Below are 25,433 nucleotides of genomic sequence, written 5' to 3'. Positions count from 1 at the left end.
TGATCCATGAACCAAGAGGTCATGAATCTTTTCAACCAGCAGGCTCAGCCCCAGAGCTTCGACCAGATCAAGATTTCGATCTCGAGCCCCGAGAAGATCCTCTCGTGGTCCTTCGGCGAGATCAAGAAGCCCGAGACGATCAACTACCGCACGTTCAAGCCCGAGCGCGACGGCCTGTTCTGCGCGCGCATCTTTGGCCCGATCAAGGATTACGAGTGCTTGTGCGGCAAGTACAAGCGCATGAAGTACAAGGGCGTCATCTGTGAGAAGTGCGGCGTCGAGGTCACCCTCGCGCGTGTTCGGCGCGACCGCATGGGCCATATCGAGCTCGCCGCTCCCGTCGCCCACATCTGGTTCCTGAAGTCGCTGCCCAGCCGCATCGGCCTGCTGCTCGACATGGCGCTCAAGGACCTCGAGCGCATCCTCTACTTCGAATCCTACTGCGTCATCGAGCCGGGCCTCACCCCCCTCAAGGAGCGTCAGCTCCTCTCCGAGGAAGAGTACCTGCGCGCCCAGGAGGAGTACGGCGAGGACAGCTTCACCGCCATGATCGGCGCCGAGGCCATCCGGCGCATTCTGCAGGAGCTCGACCTCGACGGGATCGCGAACTCGCTCCGCGAGGAGATCGCCACAACGACCTCCGAGTTGAAGCCCAAGAAGCTCCTCAAGCGCCTGAAGATCATCGAGGCCTTCCAGATGTCGGGCAACAAGCCCGAATGGATGATCCTCACCGTGGTTCCGGTGATCCCGCCGGACCTTCGCCCGCTCGTCCCCCTGGACGGCGGCCGCTTCGCCACGTCCGATCTGAACGACCTCTACCGCCGCGTCATCAACCGCAACAACCGCCTGAAGCGGCTGATCGAACTGCGCGCACCCGACATCATCATCCGCAACGAGAAGCGCATGCTTCAGGAGGCGGTGGACGCGCTGTTCGACAACGGCCGCCGCGGCCGCGTCATCACGGGTGCCAACAAGCGTCCGCTGAAGTCGCTCGCCGACATGCTCAAGGGTAAGCAAGGCCGCTTCCGCCAGAACCTGCTCGGCAAGCGCGTCGACTATTCCGGCCGCTCGGTGATCGTGGTGGGTCCGGAGCTGAAGCTGCATCAGTGCGGCCTGCCGAAGAAGATGGCCTTGGAGCTGTTCAAGCCCTTCATCTACGCACGCCTCGACGCCAAGGGTTTCTCCGCCACCGTCAAGCAGGCCAAGAAGCTCGTCGAGAAGGAGAAGCCCGAAGTCTGGGATATCCTCGACGAGGTGATCCGCGAGCACCCGGTGATGCTCAACCGCGCGCCGACGCTCCACCGCCTCGGCATCCAGGCGTTCGAGCCGAAGCTGATCGAAGGTAAGGCGATCCAGCTTCACCCGCTCGTCTGCGCGGCCTTCAACGCCGACTTCGACGGCGACCAGATGGCCGTCCACGTCCCGCTCTCGCTGGAAGCCCAGCTCGAAGCGCGCGTGCTGATGATGTCGACGAACAACATCCTGCACCCGGCCAACGGTCAGCCGATCATCGTGCCGTCGCAGGATATCGTGCTCGGCCTGTACTACCTGTCGATCGTCGCCGAGGGCGCCATCGGCGCCTTCGATCCGACCAACAAGAAGAACCCGATGCAGGGTGTCTTCGGCACCATCGGTGAACTCGAGCACGCCCTCGCGGCCAACACCGTGAAGCTGCACTCGAAGATCCGCTGGCGGTGGAACGGCATCGGCCCCGATGGCGAGCCGCTGACCCAGACCTACGACACGACACCCGGCCGCGTGATCCTGTCCACGGCCCTGCCGCTGCACAAGAAGGTGCCCTACGACGTCGTCAACAAGCTGATGACGAAGAAGGAGATCTCCGCGATGATCGACACCGTCTACCGCCACTGCGGTCAGAAGGAGTCGGTGATCTTCTGTGACCGCATCATGGCGCTGGGCTTCAACCACGCATTCAAGGCCGGCATCTCGTTCGGCAAGGACGACATGGTGGTGCCGGACAACAAGTGGCCGATCGTGGACGACACCCGCGCGCTGGTGAAGGACTACGAGCAGCAGTACAACGACGGCCTGATCACGCAGGGCGAGAAGTACAACAAGGTGGTGGATGCCTGGGCCAAGTGCTCGGACAAGCTCGCCGCCGAGATGATGCTGCGCATTTCCACCGTGCAGAAAGACGAGAACGGCGCCGACAAGCAGATCAACTCGATCTACATGATGAGCCATTCCGGTGCCCGTGGTTCGCCGGCGCAGATGAAGCAGCTCGCCGCGATGCGCGGACTCATGGCCAAGCCCTCGGGCGAGATCATCGAGACCCCGATCATCTCGAACTTCAAGGAAGGCCTGGACGTTCTCGAGTACTTCAACTCGACGCACGGAGCCCGTAAGGGCCTCGCCGACACCGCCTTGAAGACCGCGAATTCCGGCTACCTGACCCGCCGTCTCGTCGACGTGGCACAGGACGCCGTCATCCGTGAGGTCGATTGCGGCACCACCAACGGCATCAAGATGCGCGCCATCGTCGATGCGGGCCAGGTCGTGGCTCCGCTGTCGATCCGCATCCTCGGCCGCGCCACGGCCGAAGATCTCGTGGCTCAGGACGGTACGGTCATCGTCAAGACCAACGAAACGATCGAGGAGAAGCACCTGCCCGCCATCCAGGCGGCCGGCATCCAGGAGGTGAAGATCCGCTCGGTGCTCGTCTGCGCCACCAAGAGCGGCGTCTGCGCCACCTGCTACGGGCGCGATCTCGCCCGTGGAACGCCCGTCAATATGGGCGAGGCGGTCGGCGTCATCGCGGCGCAGTCCATCGGCGAGCCGGGCACTCAGCTCACCATGCGTACCTTCCACATCGGCGGCGCGGCGCAGATCGCGGATTCGTCCTTCATCGAGTCGAGCTTCGAAGGCACGATCAAGATCCGCAACCGGGCGCTCGCACGCAACACCGACGGCGATCTCATCGCCACCGGTCGTAACGTGGCGGTGGTCATCGTCGGCACCGATGGAGCGGAACGTGCGGTCCACCGCCTGCAATACGGCGCACGCCTGCGGGTGGACGAGGGCGACACCGTCAAACGCGGCCAGCGCATCGCCGAGTGGGACCCCTATACCCGTCCGATCATCACCGAGACCGACGGTATCGTGGCCTACGAGGATCTGATCGACGGTCAGTCGATCACCGAGACCACCGACGAATCGACCGGCATCGCCAAGCGCGTCGTCATCGACTGGCGTGGTACGGCCCGCACGGCCGACCTCAAGCCGGCCATGCTGGTGCTCGACCAGGACGGCAAGCCGATGAAGCTGCCGCGCGGCTCGGACGCCCGCTACTTCCTCCCGGTCGACGCCATCATCGGCTACGACCCGGGCGGCACGGTGAAGGCGGGCGACATCCTCGCCCGTGTCTCCACCGACTCGGCCAAGACCCGCGACATCACCGGCGGTCTTCCGCGGGTGGCGGAGCTGTTCGAGGCCCGTCGTCCGAAGGACGCGGCGATCATCGCGGAGAAGTCTGGCACGATCCAATTCGGGCGCGACTACAAGAACAAGCGTCGCCTGACGCTGACGCCGCATGACGGTTCGGATGCGGTCGAGTACCTGATCCCGAAGGGCAAGCACATCCACCTCCAGGACGGCGACGTCGTGGAGCTCGGCGACTACATCGTCGACGGCAACCCGGCGCCGCACGACATCCTGGCGATCAAGGGCGTGGAGGAGCTCGCTGCTTACCTCGTCAACGAGATCCAGGAGGTCTACCGGCTCCAGGGCGTGTCCATCAACGACAAGCACATCGAGGTGATCGTCCGTCAGATGCTGCAGAAGGTGGAGATCACCGATGGCGGCGATTCGGAGATCCTGACGGGCGACCAGATCGACCGGACGGAGCTTGCGGACATCAACGAGAAGCTGCTCGCCGAGAACAAGAAGCCCGTGGTGGGCGTGCCGGTGCTGCTGGGCATCACCAAGGCGTCCCTGCAGACGAAGTCGTTCATCTCGGCGGCCTCGTTCCAGGAAACCACCCGCGTCCTCACCGAGGCGGCCGTCAACGGCAAGGTCGACCATCTCGAGGGCTTGAAGGAGAACGTCATCGTCGGCTCGCTCATTCCGGCGGGCACTGGGTCGATGGCAGCCGACATCCGCGCCGTGGCGCGGCGTCGCGACGCCATGATCCTGCAGCAGAAGGCAGCGGAGAGTGGCGCCCAGCCCCTCAGCGAATTGCCGCCTGCCGCCGAGTGATCTTCGACGACAGCGTTCGGAAGGAACAAAAGGGCGGCCAGCGATGGCCGCCCTTTTTCGTTGCGCTAATCCATCTTGCCGATGCCAGGACGAAGTAAATTTCCCGGCGGAAAGCCCTCGGGAATCGCCATCGCGGCCGCCTTCCGGCCCGTGCTCATGACCTTGATCCGATGCGGCGAACCTGCCATCCATCGCTTCTACGGGGCGACCGACTCCGCAGCGGGCCAATAATCGGGCGTTAACCGCCGGTCAGACCAAACTTTATCGTGCTTCGGGATTGACGTTCCGCCATCCCCCGCATAGAAGCACGCCACTCCGGCACAACAGCAGGACATAGCGAGTCGCGACCCTCGGGCCGAAAGACAATCGCTAATCCGGTTCCGGCACTCACATCGACTGACGTCCTTGTCAGATCAGTAGGTACGAGCGCGCTGCAAGGCGTGATCCTCTGCCGAACACGCGCCACGGGTCCTCACCGATCCATGGCGCATATTCGTTTTGCGGATCTTCTTATCGAGATCCGCGACAGCCTGGAGACAGGCTGCCTCGTGAAGCCGAACATGGGATCGCGTCTCAGCGGTCCGAATGAAGAGGGCAGAGTATGCCGACGATCAACCAGCTGATCGCGCAGCCGCGTAAGGCGCAGAAGAGCCGCAACAAAGTGCCGGCGCTCGACGCCTGCCCGCAGAAGCGTGGCGTTTGCACCCGCGTCTACACGACGACGCCGAAGAAGCCGAACTCGGCTCTCCGTAAGGTCGCCAAGGTCCGTCTGACCAACGGTTTCGAAGTCATCGGGTACATCCCCGGTGAAGGTCACAACCTTCAAGAGCACTCCGTGGTCATGATCCGCGGCGGCCGCGTGAAGGATCTTCCCGGTGTTCGCTACCACATCCTGCGCGGCGTGCTCGACACGCAGGGCGTCAAGGGTCGTAAGCAGCGCCGCTCCAAGTACGGCGCCAAGCGCCCGAAGTAAGAATTTCGCTCATCCCGTAAGGATGTCGCCGACCTCCATGAGGTTCAGGTGGCCTGCGCGGGGTGGTTTCAAGACCTTGATTTATAGACGGAGCGAGCGATGTCCCGCCGCCATTCTGCTGAAAAGCGTGAGATCATCCCGGACGCCAAGTACGGCGACATCGTGCTCACCAAGTTCATGAATTCCATCATGTACGAGGGCAAGAAGTCGATCGCCGAAGGTATCGTCTACGGCGCGTTCGACATCGTCGAGAACCGCGCCCGTGCGAACCCGATCGAGGTGTTCCGCGCCGCGCTCGAGAACGTCGCTCCGGCGATCGAAGTGCGGTCCCGTCGCGTCGGCGGCGCGACCTACCAGGTCCCCGTCGAGGTTCGCACCGAGCGTCGTCAGGCTCTTGCGATCCGCTGGCTCATCCAGGCCGCCCGTGGCCGCAACGACCGCACCATGGTCGAGCGCCTCTCGGCCGAACTCCTCGATGCCGCGAACAACCGTGGCAACGCGGTCAAGAAGCGGGAAGACACGCACCGCATGGCTGAAGCCAACCGCGCCTTCTCGCACTACCGCTGGTAAGCGGCCCCGGACCCTTTCAGGAGCAATCCGATGCCCCGCACGCATGCGATCGAGGACTACCGTAATTTCGGCATCATGGCTCACATTGATGCTGGAAAAACCACGACCACTGAGCGGATCCTCTACTACACCGGCAAGTCCCATAAGATCGGCGAAGTCCATGACGGCGCCGCGACGATGGATTGGATGACGCAGGAGCAGGAGCGTGGCATCACGATCACCTCCGCCGCGACCACCTGCTTCTGGCGCGACAAGCGCCTGAACATCATCGACACGCCCGGCCACGTGGACTTCACCATCGAAGTGGAGCGCTCGCTTCGCGTCCTCGACGGCGCCGTCTGCGTGCTCGACGGCAACCAGGGAGTCGAGCCTCAGACCGAGACCGTCTGGCGTCAGGCCGACAAGTACGACGTTCCGCGCGTCGTGTTCGTCAACAAGATGGACAAGATCGGCGCCGACTTCTTCAAATGCGTCGCCGACATCATCGACCGCGTCGCCGGCAAGCCCGTCTGCCTGCAGCTGCCGATCGGCGCCGAGACGACCTTCAAGGGCGTCATCGACCTGATCAAGATGAAGGCCATCGTCTGGACGTCCGAGAAGCTCGGCGCCGATTTCTCGGAGACCGAGATCCCGGCCGACCTCGCCGATCAGGCTGCCGAATACCGGATCAAGCTCGTCGAAGCCTGCGTCGAGATGGATGACGATGCCATGTCGGCCTATCTCGACGGTGTCGAGCCGGATGCAGAGACGATGCATCGACTCGTGCGCACGGCCGTCCAGCGTCGCGCGTTCCATCCCGTGCTCTGCGGTTCGGCGTTCAAGAACAAGGGCGTTCAGCCCCTGCTCGACGCCGTCGTCGACTACCTGCCGTCTCCCGCCGATCGCGGCGAGATCAAGGGCCTCGACTTCAAGACCGAGGAAGAGACCGTTCGTCATCCGTCCGACAGCGATCCCTTCTCGATGCTGGCGTTCAAGATCATGGACGACCCGCATGTCGGCACGATCACGTTCTGCCGTGTCTACTCGGGCAAGGTCGAATCCGGCGCCAACGTCATCAACTCGTCGCGCGACAAGAAAGAGCGTGTCGGCCGCATGCTTCTCATGCATGCCAACAACCGCGAAGACGTGAAGGAAGCCTTCACCGGCGACATCGTGGCTCTGGCTGGTCTCAAGGAAACTCGTACCGGCGATACGCTGTGCGATCCGAAGGACGCCGTCATCCTCGAGAAGATGGAGTTCCCCGAGCCCGTCATCGAGATCGCGGTCGAGCCGAAGTCCAAGGCCGATCAGGAGAAGCTCGGCATCGCTCTCGCCAAGCTCGCCGCGGAGGATCCGTCCTTCCGCGTTTCCACCGACCAGGAATCGGGCCAGACCATCCTTCGCGGGATGGGCGAACTCCACCTCGACATCAAGGTCGACATCCTGCGCCGCACCTACATGGTCGACGCGAATATCGGCCAGCCGCAGGTGGCGTATCGTGAGAAGCTGACGAAGCGCACCGAGATCGACTACACCCACAAGAAGCAGACCGGCGGTACCGGTCAGTTCGCTCGTGTAAAGTTCGTGGTCGAGCCGAACGAGCCGGGCAAGGGCTTCGAGTTCTCGTCGAAGATCATCGGCGGCACGGTGCCCAAGGAGTACATCCCAGGCGTCGAAAAGGGCCTCAACTCGGTGCTCGGCGCCGGCATCCTCGCCGGCTTCCCGGTGGTGGACATCAAGGTCGAGCTGATCGACGGCGCCTACCACGATGTCGACTCGTCGGCCCTGGCCTTCGAAATCGCCTCCCGTGCGGCGCTCCGTGAAGCCCTCCAGAAGGGCGGATCGGTCCTGCTCGAGCCGGTCATGAAGGTCGAGGTTGTCTCGCCGGAAGAGTATACCGGTTCGGTGATCGGCGATCTGAACTCCCGCCGTGGCCAGATCCAGGGCCAGGACATGCGTGGCAACGCGAACGTCATCAATGCGATGGTGCCGCTCGCCAACATGTTCGGCTACGTGAACCAGCTGCGCTCCTTCTCCCAGGGCCGCGCGAACTTTACGATGCAATTCGACCATTACGAAGAGGTGCCGCGCGGCGAGGCCGAGAAGGTCGTCGCGAAGTACGCTTAAGGCTTCCCGCCTTTTCCGGACCGCAGCAGCATCACCTGAAACACTGAGATTACGGAGGCTACGATGGCCAAAGAGAAGTTTGCCCGCACCAAGCCGCACTGCAACATCGGCACGATCGGTCACGTCGACCACGGCAAGACGTCGCTGACGGCGGCGATCACGAAGGTCCTGGCGGAGTCGGGTGGCGCGACGTTCACGGCCTACGACCAGATCGACAAGGCTCCCGAGGAGAAGGCGCGCGGCATCACGATCTCGACGGCCCACGTCGAGTACGAGACGGCCAACCGTCACTACGCCCACGTCGATTGCCCCGGCCACGCCGATTACGTGAAGAACATGATCACCGGTGCCGCCCAGATGGACGGCGCGATCCTGGTCGTGTCGGCCGCCGACGGCCCGATGCCCCAGACCCGCGAGCACATCCTGCTCGCCCGCCAGGTCGGCGTGCCGGCCCTGGTGGTGTTCCTCAACAAGGTCGACCTCGTCGACGACGAGGAGCTCCTCGAGCTCGTCGAGATGGAGGTGCGCGAGCTCCTCTCCAAGTACGACTTCCCCGGCGACGACATCCCGATCACCAAGGGCTCGGCCAAGGTCGCCCTCGACAACGGCGACAAGGCCGTCGGCCACGACGCCGTGCTGAAGCTGATGGAGTCGGTGGACGCCTACATCCCGCAGCCGGAGCGTCCGATCGACAAGCCGTTCCTGATGCCGATCGAGGACGTGTTCTCGATCTCGGGCCGCGGCACCGTGGTGACGGGTCGCGTCGAGCGCGGCATCGTCAAGGTCGGCGAGACCGTGGAGATCGTCGGCATCCGCGACACCCAGACCACCACGGTCACGGGCGTCGAGATGTTCCGCAAGCTGCTCGACCAGGGCCAGGCCGGCGACAATGTCGGCGTGCTCCTGCGCGGCACCAAGCGCGAGGACGTCGAGCGCGGCCAGGTCGTGTGCAAGCCCGGCTCGGTCAAGCCCCACACCAAGTTCAAGGCCGAGGCCTACATCCTCACCAAGGAGGAGGGCGGTCGCCACACCCCGTTCTTCACCAACTACCGGCCCCAGTTCTACTTCCGCACCACCGACGTGACCGGTGTCTGCGAACTGCCCGAGGGCACCGAGATGGTGATGCCCGGTGACAGCGTCACCATGGACGTCACCCTCATCGTCCCCGTCGCCATGGAAGAGAAGCTCCGCTTCGCCATCCGTGAAGGCGGTCGCACCGTCGGCGCAGGCGTCGTCGCAGCCATCAACGATTAAGTTCGGTACGCTCAGTCTGCTGGGATCGACAGAGGGGCGGGTCCTCGCGCCCGCCCCTTCTTAAGTCCCGCCAAGGTTTCAGGTCATGAACGGTCAGAATATCCGCATTCGCCTCAAGGCGTTCGATCATCGCATCCTCGATGCCTCGACCCGCGAGATCGTGTCGACGGCCAAGCGCACCGGCGCGACCATTCGTGGTCCGATCCCGCTTCCGACGCATATCGAGAAGTTCACCGTCAACCGCTCGCCGCACATCGACAAGAAGTCGCGCGAGCAGTTCGAGATGCGCACCCACAAGCGCGTCCTCGATATCGTCGATCCGACGCCGCAGACCGTGGACGCGCTGATGAAGCTCGACCTCGCCGCCGGCGTGGACGTGGAGATCAAGCTCTAAGTCCCGCGGGGATTTAGAGCTTACCGTAGAATCGCGCGAGGGAGACACCTATGCGCTCAGGCGTCATTGCACAGAAGGTCGGCATGACCCGCATCTTTACGGATGCTGGCGAACATGTCCCCGTGACAGTGCTTAAAATCGATCAATGCCAGGTGGTCGCCCACCGTACCGTCGAGAAGAACGGCTACGTCGCCCTTCAGGTCGGCGTCGGCAAGGCCAAGGTGAAGAACGTGTCGGCTGCCGAGCGCGGCCGGTTCGCGGTTGCCAAGGTCGAGCCCAAGCAGAAGCTCGCCGAGTTCCGCGTGTCCGAGGACGCGCTGATCCCGGTCGGTGCCGAAATCACCGCCGACCACTTCATCCCCGGTCAGTTCGTCGACGTGACGGGCACGACCACGGGTAAGGGCTTCGCAGGTGGTATGAAGCGCTGGAACTTCGGCGGTCTGCGCGCCACCCACGGCGTGTCCATCTCGCACCGTTCGATCGGTTCGACCGGTGGCCGCCAGGACCCTGGCAAGACCTTCAAGAACAAGAAGATGCCCGGTCACATGGGCGTCGACCGGGTCACGACCCAGAACCTGCGCGTCGTGCGCACGGATCCCGAGCGTGGCCTCATCCTCGTCGAAGGCGCCGTCCCCGGTGTCGCCGGCGGCTGGATCCAGATCCGCGACGCGGTGAAGCGCAAGCTCCCCGCCGACGTGCCGCAGCCGGGCAAGTTCCGTGAAAACGGTTCTTCCGCTGCTCCCGCCACCGAAGCTCCGGCTCCCGAGGCTCCCGCTTCCGAGGAGAACGCGTGATGAAGCTCGATATCACCACTCTCGACGGCGACGGCGCCGGGTCCATCGACCTGGACGAGACCATCTTCGGTCTCGAGCCCCGCGCCGACCTTCTCCAGCGCATGGTGCGCTGGCAGCTCGCCAAGCGTCAGGCCGGCACCCATGCGGTCAAGAACCGCTCGGACGTCAACCGTACGCGCAAGAAGCTGTACAAGCAGAAGGGCACCGGTAACGCTCGTCACGGCGCCGCCTCCGCTCCGCAGTTCCGCGGCGGTGGACGTGCCTTCGGTCCTGTCGTGCGCAGCCATGCTCATGACCTGCCCAAGAAGGTCCGCGCCCTGGCTCTCCGTCACGCCCTGTCCGCCAAGGTGAAGGCCGAGACGCTCATCATCGTGGACGACGTGACGCTCGCCGACGGCAAGACCCGTAACCTGGTCGAGCGCTTCGAGAAGATGGGCCTGTCCAGCGCGCTGATCATCAGCGGTGCCGAGGTCGACGTGAACTTCGGTCGCGCCGCCCGCAACATCCCGCAGATCGACGTCATGCCGGTCCAGGGCATCAACGTCTACGACATCCTGCGTCGCGACAAGCTCGTGCTGACGCGCGCAGCGATCGATGCGCTGGAGGCGCGATTCAAATGAGTGCCGATCCGCGCCACTACGACATCATCGTCTCCCCGGTCATCACCGAGAAGGCGACGAACCTCACCGAGCAGAACAAGGTCGTCTTCCGGGTTTCCCCGAAGGCTACCAAGCCGCAGATCAAAGAGGCGGTCGAGAAGCTGTTCGACGTCAAGGTCACGGGCGTGAACACGCTCGTCACCAAGGGCAAGAAGAAGATTTTCCGCGGGCTTCGCGGACAGCGTTCGGACGTGAAGAAAGCGATCGTGACCCTCGCCGAGGGTGAAACGATCGACGTCACGACCGGGCTCTGACACGAAAAGCGTTAGGATCAAGCCGATGGCCTTGAAGACATTCAAACCGGTCACGCCGAGCCTTCGCCAGCTCGTGCTCGTCGACCGCCGTGAGCTCTACAAGGGCAAGCCGGTCAAGAAACTCACCGAGGGCAAGTCGTCGTCCGGCGGCCGCAACAACCTCGGTCGCATCACCGTCCGCTTCCGCGGCGGTGGGCACAAGCGCACCCTGCGCAACGTCGATTTCAAGCGTCGCGAGCAGCTCGGCGTGGCCGCCACCGTGGAGCGGATCGAGTACGATCCCAACCGCACGGCGTTCATCGCGCTGATCACGTTCCCCGACGGCGTGCAGAGCTACATCCTAGCTCCCCAGCGTCTGTCGCCGGGCGACAAGGTGATCGCCGCCGAGCAGGTCGACATCAAGCCGGGCAATGCCGGCCCGGTCGGCAACATGCCGGTGGGCACGATCGTCCACAATGTCGAGCTGAAGATCGGTAAGGGCGGCGCGATCGCCCGCTCCGCCGGGAACTACGCTCAGATCGTCGGACGCGACCAGGGATACGTCACCCTGCGTCTGAACTCGGGTGAGCAGCGTCTGGTCCACGGCAATTGCTTCGCCAGTGTCGGTGCGGTGTCGAACCCGGACCACATGAACATCTCGCTCGGCAAGGCCGGCCGCAATCGCTGGCTCGGCAAGCGTCCGCACGTTCGCGGCGTTGCCATGAACCCGGTCGATCACCCGCACGGCGGCGGTGAGGGTCGTACCTCGGGCGGCCGTAACCCGGTCACGCCCTGGGGCGTGCCCACCAAGGGGAAGAAGACCCGGTCGAACAAGCGGACCGATGTCTTCATCCTCGCCAGCCGTCACAACCGCAAGAAGTAACCCTCATGGCACGCTCGCTCTGGAAGGGGCCGTTCATCGACGGCTACCTCCTCAAGAAGGCTGAGACCGCTCGCGGATCCAGCCGCAACGAAGTCATCAAGATCTGGAGCCGTCGCTCCACGATCCTGCCGCAGTTCGTCGGGCTCACCTTCGGTGTGCACAACGGACAGAAGCATATCCCGGTCTACGTGTCCGAGGAGATGGTCGGTCACAAGTTCGGCGAGTTCTCGCCGACCCGTACCTTCCACGGCCACGCAGCCGACAAGAAGGCGAAGAGGCGCTGAGATGGGCAAGCAAGCCACCCCCCGCGCGCTCCCCGAGAACGAGGCGAAGGCCGTCGCGCGCATGCTGCGCGTGAGTCCTCAGAAGCTCAATCTCGTTGCGCAACTCATCCGCGGTAAGAAGGTCGAGTCGGCTCTGGCCGACCTGGAATTCTCCCGCAAGCGGATCGCCCGCGAGGTCAAGAAGTGCCTCGAGAGCGCCATCGCCAATGCCGAGAACAACCATGACCTCGACGTCGACGATCTCGTCGTCTCCGAGGCCTTCGTCGGCAAGGCACTCGTGCTCAAGCGTTTCCACGCTCGTGCACGTGGCCGCGGCGCCCGCATCCTGAAGCCCTTCGCGAACCTCACCATCGTGGTGCGCGAAGTCCCGACCGCCGAAGCGGCGTGAGGAGGACCTGATGGGCCAGAAAGTCAATCCGATCGGTCTGCGGCTCGGTATCAACCGGACCTGGGACTCCCGCTGGTTCGCCCAGAAGGGTGAATACGCGAAACTCATGCACGAGGACGTCGCCATCCGCGCCGCCCTCATGAAGCAGCTGAAGCAGGCTGCCGTCTCCAAGATCGTCATCGAGCGTCCGCACCGGAAGTGCCGCGTCACCATCCACTCGGGCCGTCCGGGCGTGGTGATCGGCAAGAAGGGCGCGGATATCGAGAAGCTGCGCAAGCTCGTCGGCACCCTGACCAAGGCCGACGTGACGATCAACATCGTCGAGGTGCGCAAGCCCGAGATCGATGCCACCCTCGTGGCCGATTCGATCGCCCAGCAGCTCGAGCGCCGTGTCGCCTTCCGTCGCGCCATGAAGCGCGCCGTGCAGTCGGCCATGCGTCTCGGTGCCGAAGGCATCCGGATCAATTGCTCGGGTCGTCTCGGCGGCGCTGAGATCGCTCGTCAGGAATGGTACCGCGAAGGTCGCGTCCCGCTGCATACCCTGCGTGCGGATGTCGATTACGGCGTGGCGACCGCCTTCACGACCTACGGGACGTGCGGAATCAAGGTGTGGGTGTTCAAGGGCGAAATCCTCGAGCACGACCCGATGGCGCAGGACAAGCGCGCTCAGGAAGAAGGCGGCCGTTCGGGCGGACGTCGCGAGCGCGATGGCGAGGGTGGCCGCGAGCGCGGCCGGCGCGAACACGCCTGAGGCGTGATCGCGTACGCCCGTTAGCCATAGAAGGTGTTGAGAGGCTGCCATGTTGCAACCCAAGAAGACCAGGTTCCGTAAGCAGTTCAAGGGTCGCATCCACGGTGCGGCCAAGGGCGGCTTCGACCTCAATTTCGGGACGTTTGGCCTGAAGGCCATCGAGCCCGAGCGCGTCACCGCACGTCAGATCGAGGCGGCCCGCCGCGCGATCACCCGTGAGATGAAGCGCCAGGGCCGTGTCTGGATCCGGATCTTCCCGGACGTTCCGGTCACGGCGAAGCCCACCGAAGTCCGCATGGGCTCCGGTAAGGGTGCACCCGAGTTCTGGGCTGCCCGCGTGCATCCCGGACGTATCATGTTCGAAGTCGACGGCGTCGCCGAGGACATCGCCAAAGAGGCCTTGCGCCTCGGTGCGGCGAAGCTCCCGATCCGCACGCGCGTCGTTCAGCGCATCGCTGACTAAGGGGAGGGGATCATGAAGTCGTCACAGAGACAGTCGGATCTGGCCGCCCTGTCGCCCGATCAGTTGAACGATGAGCTGCTGAACCTGAAGAAGGAGCAGTTCAACCTGCGCTTCCAGGGCGCCACCGGCCAGCTCGAGAACGTCGCCCGCGTCCGTGAGGTCCGCCGCGATATCGCCCGCGTTCGCACTCTCCAGCGTCAGAAGACGCTGAAGTCCGCGCAGGCCTGAGGAGTACACCATGCCGAAGCGCGTATTGCAGGGCGTCGTCGTCAGCGACAAGGGCGAGAAGACCATCGTCGTGAAGGTGGAGCGTCGCTTCACCCATCCGGTGATGAAGAAGACCGTCCGTCGTTCGAAGAACTATCACGCCCACGACGAGACCAACATTGCCAAGGTTGGCCAGACCGTGTCGATCGAGGAATGCCGTCCGTTCTCGAAGACCAAGACCTGGAAGCTCATCGAAGGTGGCGCAGCCGCCGTGGAAGCACCTTCCGCCGAAGCGTGAGACCGATGCAGCTTTGTTAAAGCGGGCGCAGCTTCTGCGCCCGCTTTTTTGCGTTTTGTGCCTAGCCGGGAAGACCGAACGATTCACAGAGGCGCATGACTTCTTGTCGGGCGCCCAATCCGACTGATCGAGCGTCACCGAATCAGATGGCTTCGACCGCGAACACTTGCTCAAATCCGCCGAGCATTCAGTTCCGCTCTCCCACGCTCGTCATCAACGGTGCGAATCAGGATGGCTCCCGGCGTCGGATACGACCGGTCGGGCCTTTCGATGAAGACCCGTCCTGGATTGCCGTCTGCAGCGCAGCTGCGCGTCTTTGCTCTTGCGTCGCGCTTCCCTCTCTAGTAATAGGCCGTCCTTCGCGACATGCAAAAGGGTGTTCGCACCCTGGACCGCGGTGACCGCGCCGGCGTTGAGAAACGCCGAATGCGCGGTCCTTCTATATGAGCCGGGGACATCAGATCCCCATCAGACGTCGTCCGCCGGACAATACCGTCCGTGTGCGGAAACCCGTCTGAAACAAGGAAAGGTCACTCTCGTGATCCAGATGCAGACGAATCTGGACGTCGCCGACAATTCTGGTGCGCGTCGCGTGATGTGCATCAAGGTTCTCGGCGGGTCGAAGCGCAAGTATGCCGGTGTCGGCGATATCATCGTCGTCTCGGTGAAGGAGGCCATTCCCCGCGGCCGCGTGAAGAAGGGCGACGTCATGAAAGCCGTCGTCGTTCGCACCGCCAAGGAAGTGAAGCGCGCCGACGGATCCGTGATCCGGTTCGACAAGAACGCCGCTGTCCTGATCAACAATCAGAAAGAGCCGATCGGCACCCGTATCTTCGGACCCGTGCCGCGCGAGTTGCGCGCCCGGAACCACATGAAGATCATCTCGCTCGCTCCGGAGGTGCTGTGATGGCTGCCAAAGTCAAGAAGGGCGACAAGGTCGTCATTCTCACCGGACGCGACAAGGGTCGTTCCGGCGAGGTCATCCAGGTGATGCCGAAGGAAGACCGTGCGCTCGTGCGCGGGGTCAATCTGGTCAAGAAGCACCAGAAGCAGACGCAGAACCAGGAAGGCGGCATCATCTCCAAGGAAGCCGCGATTCATCTGTCCAACATCGCGATCGCCGACCCCAAGGACGGTCAGCCGACGCGCGTTGGTTTCCGCATTCTCGACGACGGCCGCAAGGTCCGGTTCGCCAAGCGCTCGGGGGATCTGATCGATGGCTGAGAAGAACAACGACGCGTACACCCCTCGTCTGCGCAAGCATTACGATGAGGTCGTCCGCCAGAAGCTGATCGAAGAGTTCGGCTACAAGAACCCCATGCAGGTTCCGGTCATCGAGAAGATCGTGATCAACATGGGCGTCGGCGAGTCCACCGCCGATTCCAAGAAGGCCACCGTCGCCGCCGGCGACCTTGCTCTGATCGCCGGCCAGAAGCCGGTCATCACCAAGGCCCGCAAGGCCATCGCGACCTTCAAGGTCCGCGAAGGCATGCCGATCGGCTGCAAGGTCACCCTGCGCAAGCACCGGATGTACGAGTTCATGGACCGCCTGATCACCATCGCGCTCCCGCGCGTTCGTGACTTCCGCGGCCTGAACCCCCGTTCGTTCGACGGCAACGGCAATTACGCGTTGGGCCTCAAGGAGCACCTGGTGTTCCCGGAGATCTCCTACGACAAGGCCGATGCCACCTGGGGCATGGACATCGTGATCCAGACGTCGGCTCGCACCGATGCCGAGGCACGCGCGCTCCTCTCGCAATTCCGATTCCCGTTCCGGCAGTAAGTGCTGAAAAGCGCTTAGACGCGGACACTGGAGAGAGACATGGCAAAGAAAAGCTCAGTCGAGAAGAACAACCACCGCAAGGAACTCGTGAAGCGGTTCGCCGCCAAGCGTAAGGCCCTCCTTGCCACGGCCAACAACGAAGGCCTCGAGATGGAGGAGCGCTTCGAGGCGCGCCTCAAGCTCGCGGAACTGCCCCGCAACTCGTCGGCGACCCGGGTCCGCAACCGTTGCGGCATCACGGGACGTCCCCGCGCTTTCTACCGCAAGATGGGCATCTCGCGCGTGGCGCTTCGGGAACTTGGCAATCGGGGTCTCATCCCCGGTCTGGTCAAGTCCAGCTGGTAAGGAGCAGACACCATGGTCAACGATCCCGTGGGTGATATGCTCACCCGCATCCGCAACGGTCAGATGCGCCGCCGCAACGTCGTTCAGACGCCCGGCTCGCGTCTCCGTGCGAGCGTTCTCGACGTCCTCAAGGCCGAGGGCTACATCCGCGATTACGCCACGACCGATTTCGGCAACGGCCGCACCGAGTTCTCGATCGAGCTCAAGTACTATGACGGCCAGCCCGTCATCCGCTCGATCCAGCGCGTCTCGAAGCCCGGCCGCCGTGTCTATTCGGCCGTGACCGAACTTCCCCGCGTCGCCGATGGCCTCGGCGTCACCATCGTGTCCACCCCGCAGGGCGTCATGGCCGACCACGAGGCGCGTGAGCGCAACGTCGGCGGCGAAGTGCTCTGCAAGGTGTTCTGATCTCGGACTTGGAGGAAAGGCAATGTCTCGCGTAGGCAAGAAGCCCGTTCCCGTCCCGTCCGGTGTGACGGCCACGGTGACCGGTCAGACGGTAACGATGAAGGGCTCCAAGGGTGAGCTCAAATATGTCGTCCCCAATGTGGTGGACGTGAAGTTCGAGGACGGTGCCGTTTCGGTGCTGCCCAAGAACCAGACCAAGGAGGCCCGCTCGCTGTGGGGCACCTCCCGGGCTCAGGTGGCGAACCTCGTCGAGGGCGTCTCCAAGGGGTTCGAGAAGAAGCTCGAGATCACCGGCGTCGGCTATCGTGCCGCCATGGCCGGCAAGGCCCTCAAGCTCTCCCTCGGCTACAGCCACGACATCGAGTACGAGATCCCCGTCGGGATCACGATCGCGGTGCCCAAGCCCACCGAGATCGTCATCTCCGGCATCGACCGGCAGGTGGTGGGACAGGTGGCAGCCGAGATTCGCGATTATCGCGGTCCCGAGCCCTACAAGGGCAAGGGCGTGCGGTACGCGGGTGAGTTCATCTTCCGCAAGGAAGGCAAGAAGAAGTAAGGGCCGGCCATCATGTCACGCAAAATCGATGCACTCGACCGCCGCAAGGCGCGTGTGCGCCGCGCGCTGCGGGCGGCGGCGAATGGACGGCCCCGGCTCTCGGTGTTCCGTTCCTCCAAGCAGATCTACGTCCAGGTCATCGACGACGCCGAGGGCAAGACCCTCGCCGCCGCCTCGACCCTCGACAAGGATCTCCGCTCGGGCCTGAAGACCGGTGCCGATACGGCAGCGGCCGCGGCCGTCGGCAAGCTCGTCGCCGAGCGCGCCAAGGCCGCCGGAGTCACCAAGGTGATCTTCGACCGTTCGGGCTACATCTATCACGGGCGCGTCAAGGCGCTCGCCGACGCCGCCCGCGAGGGTGGCCTCGAGTTCTAAGACCAGGCGGGGAGGGGCGGCACAGGCCGTCCCTCGGACAAGCTATCAAGCGAGCGGGCTCCGCCGCCCGCGTCAGTGAGACAGGATTCAAACATGGCACGTGAACGGGAAGGCGGTGGCCGCGGCCGCCGCGATGAGCGCGAAGAGCGCGACAGCGAATTCGTGGACAAGCTCGTCCACATCAACCGCGTCGCCAAGGTGGTGAAGGGTGGCCGTCGCTTCGGTTTCGCCGCCCTCGTCGTCGTTGGCGATCAGAAGGGTCGCGTCGGCTTCGGCCACGGCAAGGCGCGTGAAGTGCCGGAAGCCATCCGCAAGGCCACGGAAGCCGCCAAGCGCGGTCTCGTCCGCGTCGCCCTGCGCGAGGGCCGCACCCTCCACCACGACGTCTACGGACGTCACGGTGCCGGCAAGGTCATCCTGCGCGCCGCCCCCCAGGGTACCGGCATCATCGCCGGCGGCCCGATGCGCGCCGTCTTCGAGACGCTGGGCATGCAGGACGTCGTGGCCAAGTCGCTCGGCTCGTCGAACCCCTACAACCTCGTCCGCGCCACCTTCGAGGCGCTGAAGAACGAGGACAGCCCGCGCGCCGTCGCGGCCCGTCGGGGTCTCAAGGTGTCGACGCTTCAGGCTCGCCGTCGCGACGCCGATCCGTCCGACCTGTCCGAAGCCGCAGTCGCGTAAGGGGAGGGTGCAATGGCAACGAAGACTCTCCGCGTCGAGCAGATCGGCTCGCCGATCCGCCGCGAGGGCGATCAGCGTGCGACGCTGATCGGCCTCAAGCTCAACAAGCTGCACCGGGTGGCCACGCTGGAGGATACTCCCTCCGTGCGCGGAATGATCCGCAAGGTGCACCACCTCGTGCGCGTCCTCGACGACGCGGCCTGAGGGAGGGCATCATGAAACTGAACGAAATCCACGATAACGACGGCGCGACCAAGAATCGGATGCGCGTCGGCCGGGGCATCGGCTCCGGCAAGGGCAAGACCGCTGGTCGCGGCGTCAAGGGTCAGAAGGCCCGTACCGGCGTCTCGATCAAGGGCTTCGAAGGCGGCCAGATGCCGCTTCACCGTCGCCTGCCCAAGCGCGGCTTCAACAACCTGTATTCCACGGACCTGAACGAGGTGAACCTCGGTCGCGTCCAGCAGGCTGTCGATGCCGGCCGTCTCGACGCTTCGGCGGTCGTCACGGTTGAGTCCCTCGTCACCGCCGGAATCATCGCCCGTCCCCGTGACGGCGTGAAGCTGCTCGGCGTCGGCGAATTGACCGCGAAGCTCTCCTTCGAGGTCACCCGCGCGTCGAAGTCGGCGGTCGAGGCCGTCGAGAAGATCGGCGGCACGGTCAACGTCGCTTACGGTGCCGGCATCTCCACCCGCGGCAAGCCTGCCGCGGAATAAGTCTTCCGACGCCGCTGTTGCGTAGCGTCGGGGCAGACTTTAAGTCGAAGCTCTGAGCGGCGGCCCGTGCGACCTGCGCGTGGCCGCCGTTTCAGTTTGTTCGGGGGTGCTTCAACCCCCAATCTGGATCTATCTCAGGAACGGGTGCCATGGCCTCAGCCGCCGAGCAGCTTGCCGCGAACCTCAATTTCGGGGCCATCGCCAAGGCCGACGAGCTCAAGAAGCGCATCTGGTTCACGCTGGGTGCGCTCGTGGTGTTCCGCCTCGGCACCTACATCCCGATTCCCGGCATCGACCCCGAGCAGTTCGCGCGGAACTTCCAGCAGCAGGCCGGCGGCGTCCTCGGGCTGTTCAACATGTTCTCCGGCGGTGCCGTCGAGCGCATGGCGATCTTCGCCCTCAACATCATGCCGTACATCTCGGCCTCCATCATCATTCAGCTTCTCACCTCGGTGATCCCGAGCCTGGAGACGCTGAAGAAGGAGGGGGAATCCGGCCGGAAGGTCATCAACCAGTACACCCGCTATCTCACGGTGGTGCTGGCGCTGGTGCAGAGCTGGGGCATCGCCTTCGGCCTCCAGAGTTCGAGCGCCGCGATCGATCCCGGTCCGTTCTTCATCCTGTCCACCGTCATCACGCTCACGGGCGGAACCCTGTTCCTGATGTGGATCGGCGAGCAGATCACGTCGCGCGGCATCGGCAACGGCTCCTCCCTCATCATCTTCGCCGGCATCGTCGCGCATCTGCCCACCGCCATCGTGGGTGCGCTCGAACTGAGCCGGACCGGTGCGCTGTCCGCCGCCGTGATCCTGGGCGTCGGCCTGGCGGCCATCGTCCTCGTCTACTTCATCGTGTTCATGGAGCGGGCCCAGCGCCGGCTTCTCATCAACTACCCCAAGCGCCAGGTCGGCAACCGCATGTACGAGGGTCAGACCTCGTTCCTGCCGCTGAAGCTGAACACCGCCGGCGTGATCCCGCCGATCTTCGCCTCGTCGCTGCTGCTGCTGCCCGCCACCGTGGCGAGCTTCTCGGCCAATAACGGCGGCACCGGGGTGCTGGCCACCATCACGACCTATCTCGGCCATGGCCGGCCGCTCTACATGGTTCTCTACGCGGCGCTGATCATCTTCTTCGCGTTCTTCTACACGGCGGTCGTCTTCAATCCGCAGGAGACGGCGGACAACCTGAAGAAGCAGGGCGGCTTCATTCCCGGCATCCGTCCGGGCGAGCGGACCGCCACCTTCATCGACAAGGTGCTGACGCGCATCACGCTGATCGGCGCCCTGTATTTGACTTTCGTCTGCCTTGTGCCGGAGATCCTGGCCTCCTACGCATCGGCGAGCCTCGGATTCGGCGGCACCTCGCTTCTCATCGTCGTCTCGGTGACGATGGATACGGTGGCCCAGGTGCATGGACATCTGATGGCCCACCAGTATGAGGGCCTCGTGAAGAAGGCGAAGCTGCGCGGTGCCACCCGGCGCCGCTGAGGCGCCCCGGACGACGCCGAACGACCAGGACGATGCCGGCAGGCATCGTCTTCTCCGTGCCCTGAACGCCAGAACCCCAACGCCCGACGCGGCTACCGGACGAGGACAACGACGCTATGCGGATCATTCTGCTCGGACCACCTGGAGCCGGTAAGGGAACCCAGTCGGCCCGGATCGTCGAGCGTTTCGGCATTCCGCAGCTTTCCACGGGTGACATGCTGCGCGCGGCCGTGGCCGCCGGTACCCCCGTCGGTCTCGAAGCGAAGTCGATCATGGAGAGCGGTGGACTGGTTCCGGATTCCGTCGTGGTCGGGATCGTCGCCGACCGGATCGAGGAGGCGGATGCCCGACCCGGCTTCATCCTCGACGGGTTCCCCCGCACGGTGGAGCAGGCCGCGGCCCTGGACAGGATGCTGGCCGAGAAGAACCTGCAACTGGATACGGTGGTCGAGTTCGCGGTGAACGAGGAGATCCTCGTCGGGCGCATCGCCAAGCGCGCCGCCGAGACCGCAGCACGCGGGGAACCCGTCCGCAAGGACGATACGCCCGAAGTGTTCAAGACGCGCCTTTCCGCCTTCCGCGCGCAGACGGCGCCGCTCTCGGCCTATTATGCGAGCCTCGGCATGCTTCGGACCGTCGACGGCATGAAGCCGGTGGACGAGGTGACGAACGAGGTGATGGCTCTCCTCGAACCTCTGGCCAGCACCACCGCATCCTGAAATCGTCGACTCGGTGGTCGTTGACAATATCGTCGGGTCGCGCTAGCAGGCCCCTATTCGTCCATGCGTGATGGGTCTGGAGTGCCTTCGTTCAAAAGGCGCTGCGGGCCGATTTGTCGTTATGGGCGGCGCGCAGGGGCCGGCCTCCACCGGACGCGCGTGACACAGCAGGGCCGGACCGCAGCGTCCGAGCGCCCAATGGAGTGAGACCTTGGCCCGTATCGCAGGCGTCAACATCCCGACCAACAAGCGCGTCGTCATCGCGCTCCAGTACATCCACGGCATCGGCGCGAAGAAGGCCGAAGAGATCACCGGCAAGGTGGGCATCCCCGCCGAGCGCCGCGTGAACCAGCTGACCGACGCCGAAGTGCTGTCGATCCGCGAGACGATCGACCGCGACTACATCGTCGAGGGCGATCTGCGCCGTGAAGTGTCGATGAACATCAAGCGTCTGATGGATCTCGGCTGCTACCGTGGCCTGCGTCACCGCCGCAACCTGCCCGTCCGTGGTCAGCGGACGCATACCAATGCGCGCACCCGCAAGGGCAAGTCGAAGCCGATCGCCGGCAAGAAGAAGTAGTTTTATAAGATTGGGAGGCAGCTTTTCGCTCCGCCTCCCTTCTGTCCCGCCGGGTGGCCCGCTATCGGCAGCCCGTACGGCGGCACGGTCGTCCAGAGCCGCGCCGCCGACACCGCAAAAATCCCGAGCGCCTGGAATGACGGGCGCGCCTGAAGGACGAGACAAGAGACAATGGCCAAGGAAGCAACCCGCATTCGCCGCCGCGAACGCAAGAACATCGTGTCGGGCGTGGCCCACGTGAACGCCTCGTTCAACAACACGATGATCACCATCACCGATGCGCAGGGCAACACGATCTCCTGGTCGTCCGCCGGCGCCATGGGCTTCAAGGGCTCGCGCAAGTCGACCCCTTACGCCGCCCAGGTCGCCGCCGAGGACGCGGCCCGCAAGGCTTCCGAGCACGGCATGCGGACCCTCGAGGTCGAGGTGTCCGGTCCCGGTTCGGGCCGTGAATCGGCGCTCCGCGCGCTGCAGGCCGCCGGTTTCACCGTGACCTCCATCCGCGACGTGACGTCGATCCCGCATAACGGCTGCCGTCCGCGCAAGCGTCGTCGCGTCTGATATCGGTTCGTTGCTCGGCCCTCTGGTTTGAAAGCGGAGAAACGTGTGCCCGATGCCGTGAAGGCGCTCCCCGGCGTTCTACGCTGGAGCCTTGGCGATCTGACCGTCACCGTTCTGAATGACGGTTACCTTCAAGGCTCCCTCGATCTCGTCACCGGGATCGGGTCGGACGAGGCCGGCTCGCTTCAGGCGGCCGGCTTTCGTGCGCAGGCTCCTCGGATCACGCTCAACGCCTATCTGATCGAGACGCCCGGCCGGAAGCCGATCCTGATCGATTCGGGCATGGGTCATTTCGGTGGCGACACGCTCGGTCACATTCCGGCAGCACTCGCTGCGACGGGGGTCAGCCCGAGCGATATCGAGACGGTGCTGCTCACGCATCTCCATCCCGATCATGCCGGTGGCTTGATCCATAAGGACGGTTCGGCCGCCTATCCCAACGCGGAACTCGTCCTGCATCGGGCCGAGACCGCTCACTGGCTGGCGGACGACGCGATCTCACGGGCTCCCGAGGGAGCCCGGCCGTATTTCGAGAACGCGCGGAAGTCGGTGGCCCCCTATGCCGGCCGCGTGCGGACGATGACCGATGGTGAGGTCCTTCCGGGCATCACGGCGGTTCCCTTGCCGGGGCATACGCCGGGTCATACCGGCTTTCGCATCGTGTCGGGCTCGGCGTCCCTCCTGATGTGGGCGGATATCGTCCATCTGCCGGCGATCCAGTTCAAGCGACCGGAGGCCACGATGGTCTTCGACGTGGATCCGGATCGGGCGAGAGCGGTGCGCAAGCGGATGCTGGATGAGGTCTCGAGCGAGAGAACCTTCGTCACCGGCGGCCATCTGGAATTTCCGGCGCTCGGCTACGTGGCGCGGGAGGGCGGGGCCTACAGCTTCGTCCCGGAACTCTGGGTCGCGGCCCACTAACCGCCCGCCACTTCGCGGGCACATGATTTTCGAGACCGAGCCGTGCAAGGCGATGCGCGGGAAGGGCTCAAGGACCGACCACTGCAGTGGCTCGTGTCGGAAGTGCGAGAGGTAGGACCGTGGTCATACAGAAGAACTGGCAAGAGCTCATCAAGCCGAACAAGCTCCAGGTTTCGACCGGGCATGACCCCAAGCGGGTCGCCACCGTCGTCGCCGAGCCCCTCGAGCGCGGCTTCGGCACCACCCTCGGCAACTCCCTGCGCCGGGTTCTCCTGTCGTCGCTCCAGGGCGCGGCCGTGACCTCGGTCCAGATCGACGGCGTGCTGCACGAGTTCTCGTCGATCCCCGGCGTGCGTGAGGACGTCACCGACATCGTGCTCAACATCAAGACCATCGCGATCCGGTCGCAGACCGAAGCGCCCAAGCGCCTCACCCTGCGCAAGACCGGTCCGGGCACCGTCACCGCCGGCGACATCGCCGCCGTCGGCGATATCCAGATCCTCAATCCCGAACTCGTCATCTGCACCCTCGACGACGGCGCCGAAATCCGGATGGAGTTCACCGTCGCCACCGGCAAGGGCTACGTCCCGGCCGAGCGCAACCGCCCCGAGGACGCGCCGATCGGCCTGATCCCGGTGGACGCCCTGTTCTCGCCGGTCACCAAAGTGTCCTACCGCATCGAGACCACCCGCGAGGGCCAGGATCTCGACAAGGACAAGCTGACGATGACGATCGAGACCAACGGCGCCGTGTCGCCGGAGGACGCGCTGGCCTACGCTGCGCGCATCCTCCAGGACCAGCTCCAGGTGTTCGTGAACTTCGAGGAGCCCCGCAAGGAAGAGGCGCAGCCGCTCGCGCCGCAGCTCCCCTTCAACCCGGCCCTGCTCAAGAAGGTCGACGAGCTCGAACTGTCGGTCCGTTCGGCGAATTGCCTGAAGAACGACAACATCGTCTATATCGGCGACCTCATCCAGAAGTCGGAGGGCGAGATGCTGCGCACCCCGAATTTCGGCCGCAAGTCGCTCAACGAGATCAAGGAAGTCCTGGCCGCGATGGGTCTCCACCTCGGCATGGACATCCCCGGCTGGCCGCCGGAGAACATCGAAGATCTCGCCAAGCGCTTCGAAGAGCACTACTGAGACGGAGGCGAAGCCGCCTCGGGCCGAACCTTACGGGCGCATCCCGGCGCCGTTTGTTTGGTCGACACGTCGGGGGTTCGCGCAAACGCGAACTCCCAAAGAATCCCGCCGCGGGGTCATGCGGAATGAACAGTCCCGATCATGGGGCGCTCGGCCGTACCGTGGCACGGCGGCCAGATAAGCAAGGAACAGCCAGATGCGTCATGGATTTCGCGGTCGTCGCTTCAACCGCACCACCGAACACCGCAAGGCGATGTTCGCCAACATGTCCGCCGCGCTGATCAAGCACGAGCAGATCATCACCACGCTTCCGAAGGCCAAGGATCTGCGTCCGGTCATCGAGAAGCTCATCACGCTGGGCAAGATCGACAGCCTGCACACGCGCCGCCTCGCCATGTCGCAGATCCGCGACGAGGCCATGGTCCGCAAGCTCTTCGCCGTCCTCGGCCCGCGCTACAACGCCCGTCCGGGTGGTTATTGCCGCATCATGAAGGCCGGCTTCCGCTACGGCGACAACGCGCCGCTCGCCGTGATCGAGTTCGTCGACCGCGACGTGGATGCCCGTGGCCTGGATTCGGGTCCGTCGCAGGTCTCCGACGCGGCGTAAGCCTCGGCTCCCCCTATCCGACGGCAGAAAGGCGGCCCCTGGGCCGCCTTTTTTCTTGCCCGCGTCACCCGGACCATCGGCTCGGT

33 protein-coding genes are annotated in these 25,433 nt (G+C 64.4%); all 33 read left to right on the top strand.

Annotated features, from left to right (window positions below; all coding sequences use genetic code 11):
* Positions 1-6 precede the first annotated feature (6 nt).
* Positions 7-4,215 carry a DNA-directed RNA polymerase subunit beta' gene (gene rpoC, locus A3OM_RS0113170; RefSeq protein ID WP_018044236.1) on the top strand — a complete coding sequence of 1,403 codons (4,209 nt, stop codon included), beginning with the start codon at positions 7-9 and terminating at the stop codon, positions 4,213-4,215.
* A gap of 601 nt (positions 4,216-4,816) precedes the next feature.
* Positions 4,817-5,188, top strand: coding sequence for a 30S ribosomal protein S12 (gene rpsL / locus A3OM_RS0113160; RefSeq protein WP_018044234.1), 372 nt, complete (start codon positions 4,817-4,819; stop codon positions 5,186-5,188).
* 99 nt (positions 5,189-5,287) lie between these two features.
* Positions 5,288-5,758, top strand: coding sequence for a 30S ribosomal protein S7 (rpsG, locus tag A3OM_RS0113155; protein WP_018044233.1), 471 nt, complete (start codon positions 5,288-5,290; stop codon positions 5,756-5,758).
* Between the two features lie 30 nt (positions 5,759-5,788).
* Positions 5,789-7,864, top strand: a complete 2,076-nt coding sequence (gene fusA / locus A3OM_RS0113150; RefSeq protein ID WP_018044232.1) for an elongation factor G — start codon at positions 5,789-5,791, stop codon at positions 7,862-7,864.
* A gap of 63 nt (positions 7,865-7,927) precedes the next feature.
* Positions 7,928-9,118, top strand: a complete 1,191-nt coding sequence (tuf, locus tag A3OM_RS0113145; protein WP_018044231.1) for an elongation factor Tu — start codon at positions 7,928-7,930, stop codon at positions 9,116-9,118.
* Positions 9,119-9,203: 85 nt separating this feature from the next.
* Positions 9,204-9,512, top strand: coding sequence for a 30S ribosomal protein S10 (gene rpsJ / locus A3OM_RS0113140; RefSeq protein WP_018044230.1), 309 nt, complete (start codon positions 9,204-9,206; stop codon positions 9,510-9,512).
* Positions 9,513-9,562: 50 nt separating this feature from the next.
* Entirely contained in the window at positions 9,563-10,306 is a 744-nt protein-coding gene (rplC, locus tag A3OM_RS0113135; protein ID WP_018044229.1) for a 50S ribosomal protein L3, read from the top strand.
* Positions 10,306-10,926, top strand: a complete 621-nt coding sequence (gene rplD, locus A3OM_RS0113130; RefSeq protein WP_018044228.1) for a 50S ribosomal protein L4 — start codon at positions 10,306-10,308, stop codon at positions 10,924-10,926. Before rplC ends, rplD begins: the two co-directional genes overlap by 1 nt.
* Positions 10,923-11,219, top strand: a complete 297-nt coding sequence (locus tag A3OM_RS0113125) for a 50S ribosomal protein L23 (RefSeq protein WP_018044227.1) — start codon at positions 10,923-10,925, stop codon at positions 11,217-11,219. Before rplD ends, A3OM_RS0113125 begins: the two co-directional genes overlap by 4 nt.
* 25 nt (positions 11,220-11,244) lie before the next feature.
* On the top strand, positions 11,245-12,081 hold the full coding sequence (rplB, locus tag A3OM_RS0113120) for a 50S ribosomal protein L2 (protein WP_018044226.1): 837 nt from the start codon (positions 11,245-11,247) through the stop codon (positions 12,079-12,081).
* A 5-nt stretch (positions 12,082-12,086) separates the two neighbouring features.
* Complete coding sequence (rpsS, locus tag A3OM_RS0113115; RefSeq protein WP_018044225.1) at positions 12,087-12,365, top strand: 30S ribosomal protein S19; 279 nt, start codon at positions 12,087-12,089, stop codon at positions 12,363-12,365.
* A gap of 1 nt (position 12,366) precedes the next feature.
* Complete coding sequence (gene rplV, locus A3OM_RS0113110) at positions 12,367-12,753, top strand: 50S ribosomal protein L22 (protein ID WP_018044224.1); 387 nt, start codon at positions 12,367-12,369, stop codon at positions 12,751-12,753.
* 10 nt (positions 12,754-12,763) lie between these two features.
* Complete coding sequence (rpsC, locus tag A3OM_RS0113105; protein ID WP_018044223.1) at positions 12,764-13,504, top strand: 30S ribosomal protein S3; 741 nt, start codon at positions 12,764-12,766, stop codon at positions 13,502-13,504.
* Positions 13,505-13,553: 49 nt separating this feature from the next.
* Positions 13,554-13,967: a 50S ribosomal protein L16 gene (gene rplP / locus A3OM_RS0113100; RefSeq protein WP_018044222.1), complete on the top strand. Its 414-nt coding sequence runs from the start codon at positions 13,554-13,556 to the stop codon at positions 13,965-13,967.
* Between the two features lie 12 nt (positions 13,968-13,979).
* Positions 13,980-14,195 carry a 50S ribosomal protein L29 gene (rpmC, locus tag A3OM_RS0113095; RefSeq protein ID WP_018044221.1) on the top strand — a complete coding sequence of 72 codons (216 nt, stop codon included), beginning with the start codon at positions 13,980-13,982 and terminating at the stop codon, positions 14,193-14,195.
* A 10-nt stretch (positions 14,196-14,205) separates the two neighbouring features.
* Positions 14,206-14,472 carry a 30S ribosomal protein S17 gene (rpsQ, locus tag A3OM_RS0113090; RefSeq protein WP_018044220.1) on the top strand — a complete coding sequence of 89 codons (267 nt, stop codon included), beginning with the start codon at positions 14,206-14,208 and terminating at the stop codon, positions 14,470-14,472.
* Between the two features lie 538 nt (positions 14,473-15,010).
* On the top strand, positions 15,011-15,379 hold the full coding sequence (gene rplN, locus A3OM_RS0113085; protein WP_018044219.1) for a 50S ribosomal protein L14: 369 nt from the start codon (positions 15,011-15,013) through the stop codon (positions 15,377-15,379).
* Positions 15,379-15,696: a 50S ribosomal protein L24 gene (gene rplX, locus A3OM_RS0113080; protein WP_018044218.1), complete on the top strand. Its 318-nt coding sequence runs from the start codon at positions 15,379-15,381 to the stop codon at positions 15,694-15,696. Before rplN ends, rplX begins: the two co-directional genes overlap by 1 nt.
* Positions 15,689-16,255, top strand: coding sequence for a 50S ribosomal protein L5 (gene rplE, locus A3OM_RS0113075; protein ID WP_018044217.1), 567 nt, complete (start codon positions 15,689-15,691; stop codon positions 16,253-16,255). The genes rplX and rplE overlap by 8 nt, the downstream gene beginning before the upstream one ends.
* 39 nt (positions 16,256-16,294) lie before the next feature.
* Positions 16,295-16,600 (top strand): 30S ribosomal protein S14, encoded by a 306-nt coding sequence (rpsN, locus tag A3OM_RS0113070; protein ID WP_018044216.1) that lies wholly within the window; start codon positions 16,295-16,297, stop codon positions 16,598-16,600.
* Between the two features lie 12 nt (positions 16,601-16,612).
* Positions 16,613-17,008: a 30S ribosomal protein S8 gene (rpsH, locus tag A3OM_RS0113065; RefSeq protein ID WP_018044215.1), complete on the top strand. Its 396-nt coding sequence runs from the start codon at positions 16,613-16,615 to the stop codon at positions 17,006-17,008.
* A 22-nt stretch (positions 17,009-17,030) separates the two neighbouring features.
* Positions 17,031-17,564 (top strand): 50S ribosomal protein L6, encoded by a 534-nt coding sequence (gene rplF / locus A3OM_RS0113060; protein ID WP_018044214.1) that lies wholly within the window; start codon positions 17,031-17,033, stop codon positions 17,562-17,564.
* A 12-nt stretch (positions 17,565-17,576) separates the two neighbouring features.
* On the top strand, positions 17,577-17,939 hold the full coding sequence (gene rplR, locus A3OM_RS0113055) for a 50S ribosomal protein L18 (protein WP_018044213.1): 363 nt from the start codon (positions 17,577-17,579) through the stop codon (positions 17,937-17,939).
* Positions 17,940-18,032: 93 nt separating this feature from the next.
* Complete coding sequence (gene rpsE / locus A3OM_RS0113050; protein ID WP_018044212.1) at positions 18,033-18,620, top strand: 30S ribosomal protein S5; 588 nt, start codon at positions 18,033-18,035, stop codon at positions 18,618-18,620.
* Positions 18,621-18,632: 12 nt separating this feature from the next.
* Positions 18,633-18,824: a 50S ribosomal protein L30 gene (gene rpmD, locus A3OM_RS0113045; protein WP_018044211.1), complete on the top strand. Its 192-nt coding sequence runs from the start codon at positions 18,633-18,635 to the stop codon at positions 18,822-18,824.
* A gap of 11 nt (positions 18,825-18,835) precedes the next feature.
* On the top strand, positions 18,836-19,333 hold the full coding sequence (rplO, locus tag A3OM_RS0113040; protein ID WP_018044210.1) for a 50S ribosomal protein L15: 498 nt from the start codon (positions 18,836-18,838) through the stop codon (positions 19,331-19,333).
* Between the two features lie 149 nt (positions 19,334-19,482).
* Complete coding sequence (secY, locus tag A3OM_RS0113035) at positions 19,483-20,820, top strand: preprotein translocase subunit SecY (protein WP_018044209.1); 1,338 nt, start codon at positions 19,483-19,485, stop codon at positions 20,818-20,820.
* A gap of 116 nt (positions 20,821-20,936) precedes the next feature.
* Positions 20,937-21,539, top strand: coding sequence for an adenylate kinase (locus A3OM_RS0113030; RefSeq protein WP_018044208.1), 603 nt, complete (start codon positions 20,937-20,939; stop codon positions 21,537-21,539).
* Between the two features lie 211 nt (positions 21,540-21,750).
* Positions 21,751-22,119 carry a 30S ribosomal protein S13 gene (rpsM, locus tag A3OM_RS0113025; protein ID WP_018044207.1) on the top strand — a complete coding sequence of 123 codons (369 nt, stop codon included), beginning with the start codon at positions 21,751-21,753 and terminating at the stop codon, positions 22,117-22,119.
* A gap of 171 nt (positions 22,120-22,290) precedes the next feature.
* A complete protein-coding gene (gene rpsK, locus A3OM_RS0113020) occupies positions 22,291-22,680 on the top strand; it encodes a 30S ribosomal protein S11 (protein WP_018044206.1) in 390 nt (129 codons plus the stop codon).
* Between the two features lie 45 nt (positions 22,681-22,725).
* Positions 22,726-23,601 (top strand): MBL fold metallo-hydrolase, encoded by an 876-nt coding sequence (locus A3OM_RS0113015; RefSeq protein WP_018044205.1) that lies wholly within the window; start codon positions 22,726-22,728, stop codon positions 23,599-23,601.
* Between the two features lie 119 nt (positions 23,602-23,720).
* Positions 23,721-24,740 carry a DNA-directed RNA polymerase subunit alpha gene (locus A3OM_RS0113010; protein ID WP_018044204.1) on the top strand — a complete coding sequence of 340 codons (1,020 nt, stop codon included), beginning with the start codon at positions 23,721-23,723 and terminating at the stop codon, positions 24,738-24,740.
* A gap of 196 nt (positions 24,741-24,936) precedes the next feature.
* Complete coding sequence (gene rplQ, locus A3OM_RS0113005; protein ID WP_018044203.1) at positions 24,937-25,347, top strand: 50S ribosomal protein L17; 411 nt, start codon at positions 24,937-24,939, stop codon at positions 25,345-25,347.
* Positions 25,348-25,433 lie beyond the last annotated feature (86 nt).

It is taken from the genome of Methylobacterium sp. 88A (assembly GCF_000376345.1).
GTDB lineage: Bacteria > Pseudomonadota > Alphaproteobacteria > Rhizobiales > Beijerinckiaceae > Methylobacterium > Methylobacterium bullatum.
This window is presented reverse-complemented; position numbering and strand designations above follow the sequence as displayed.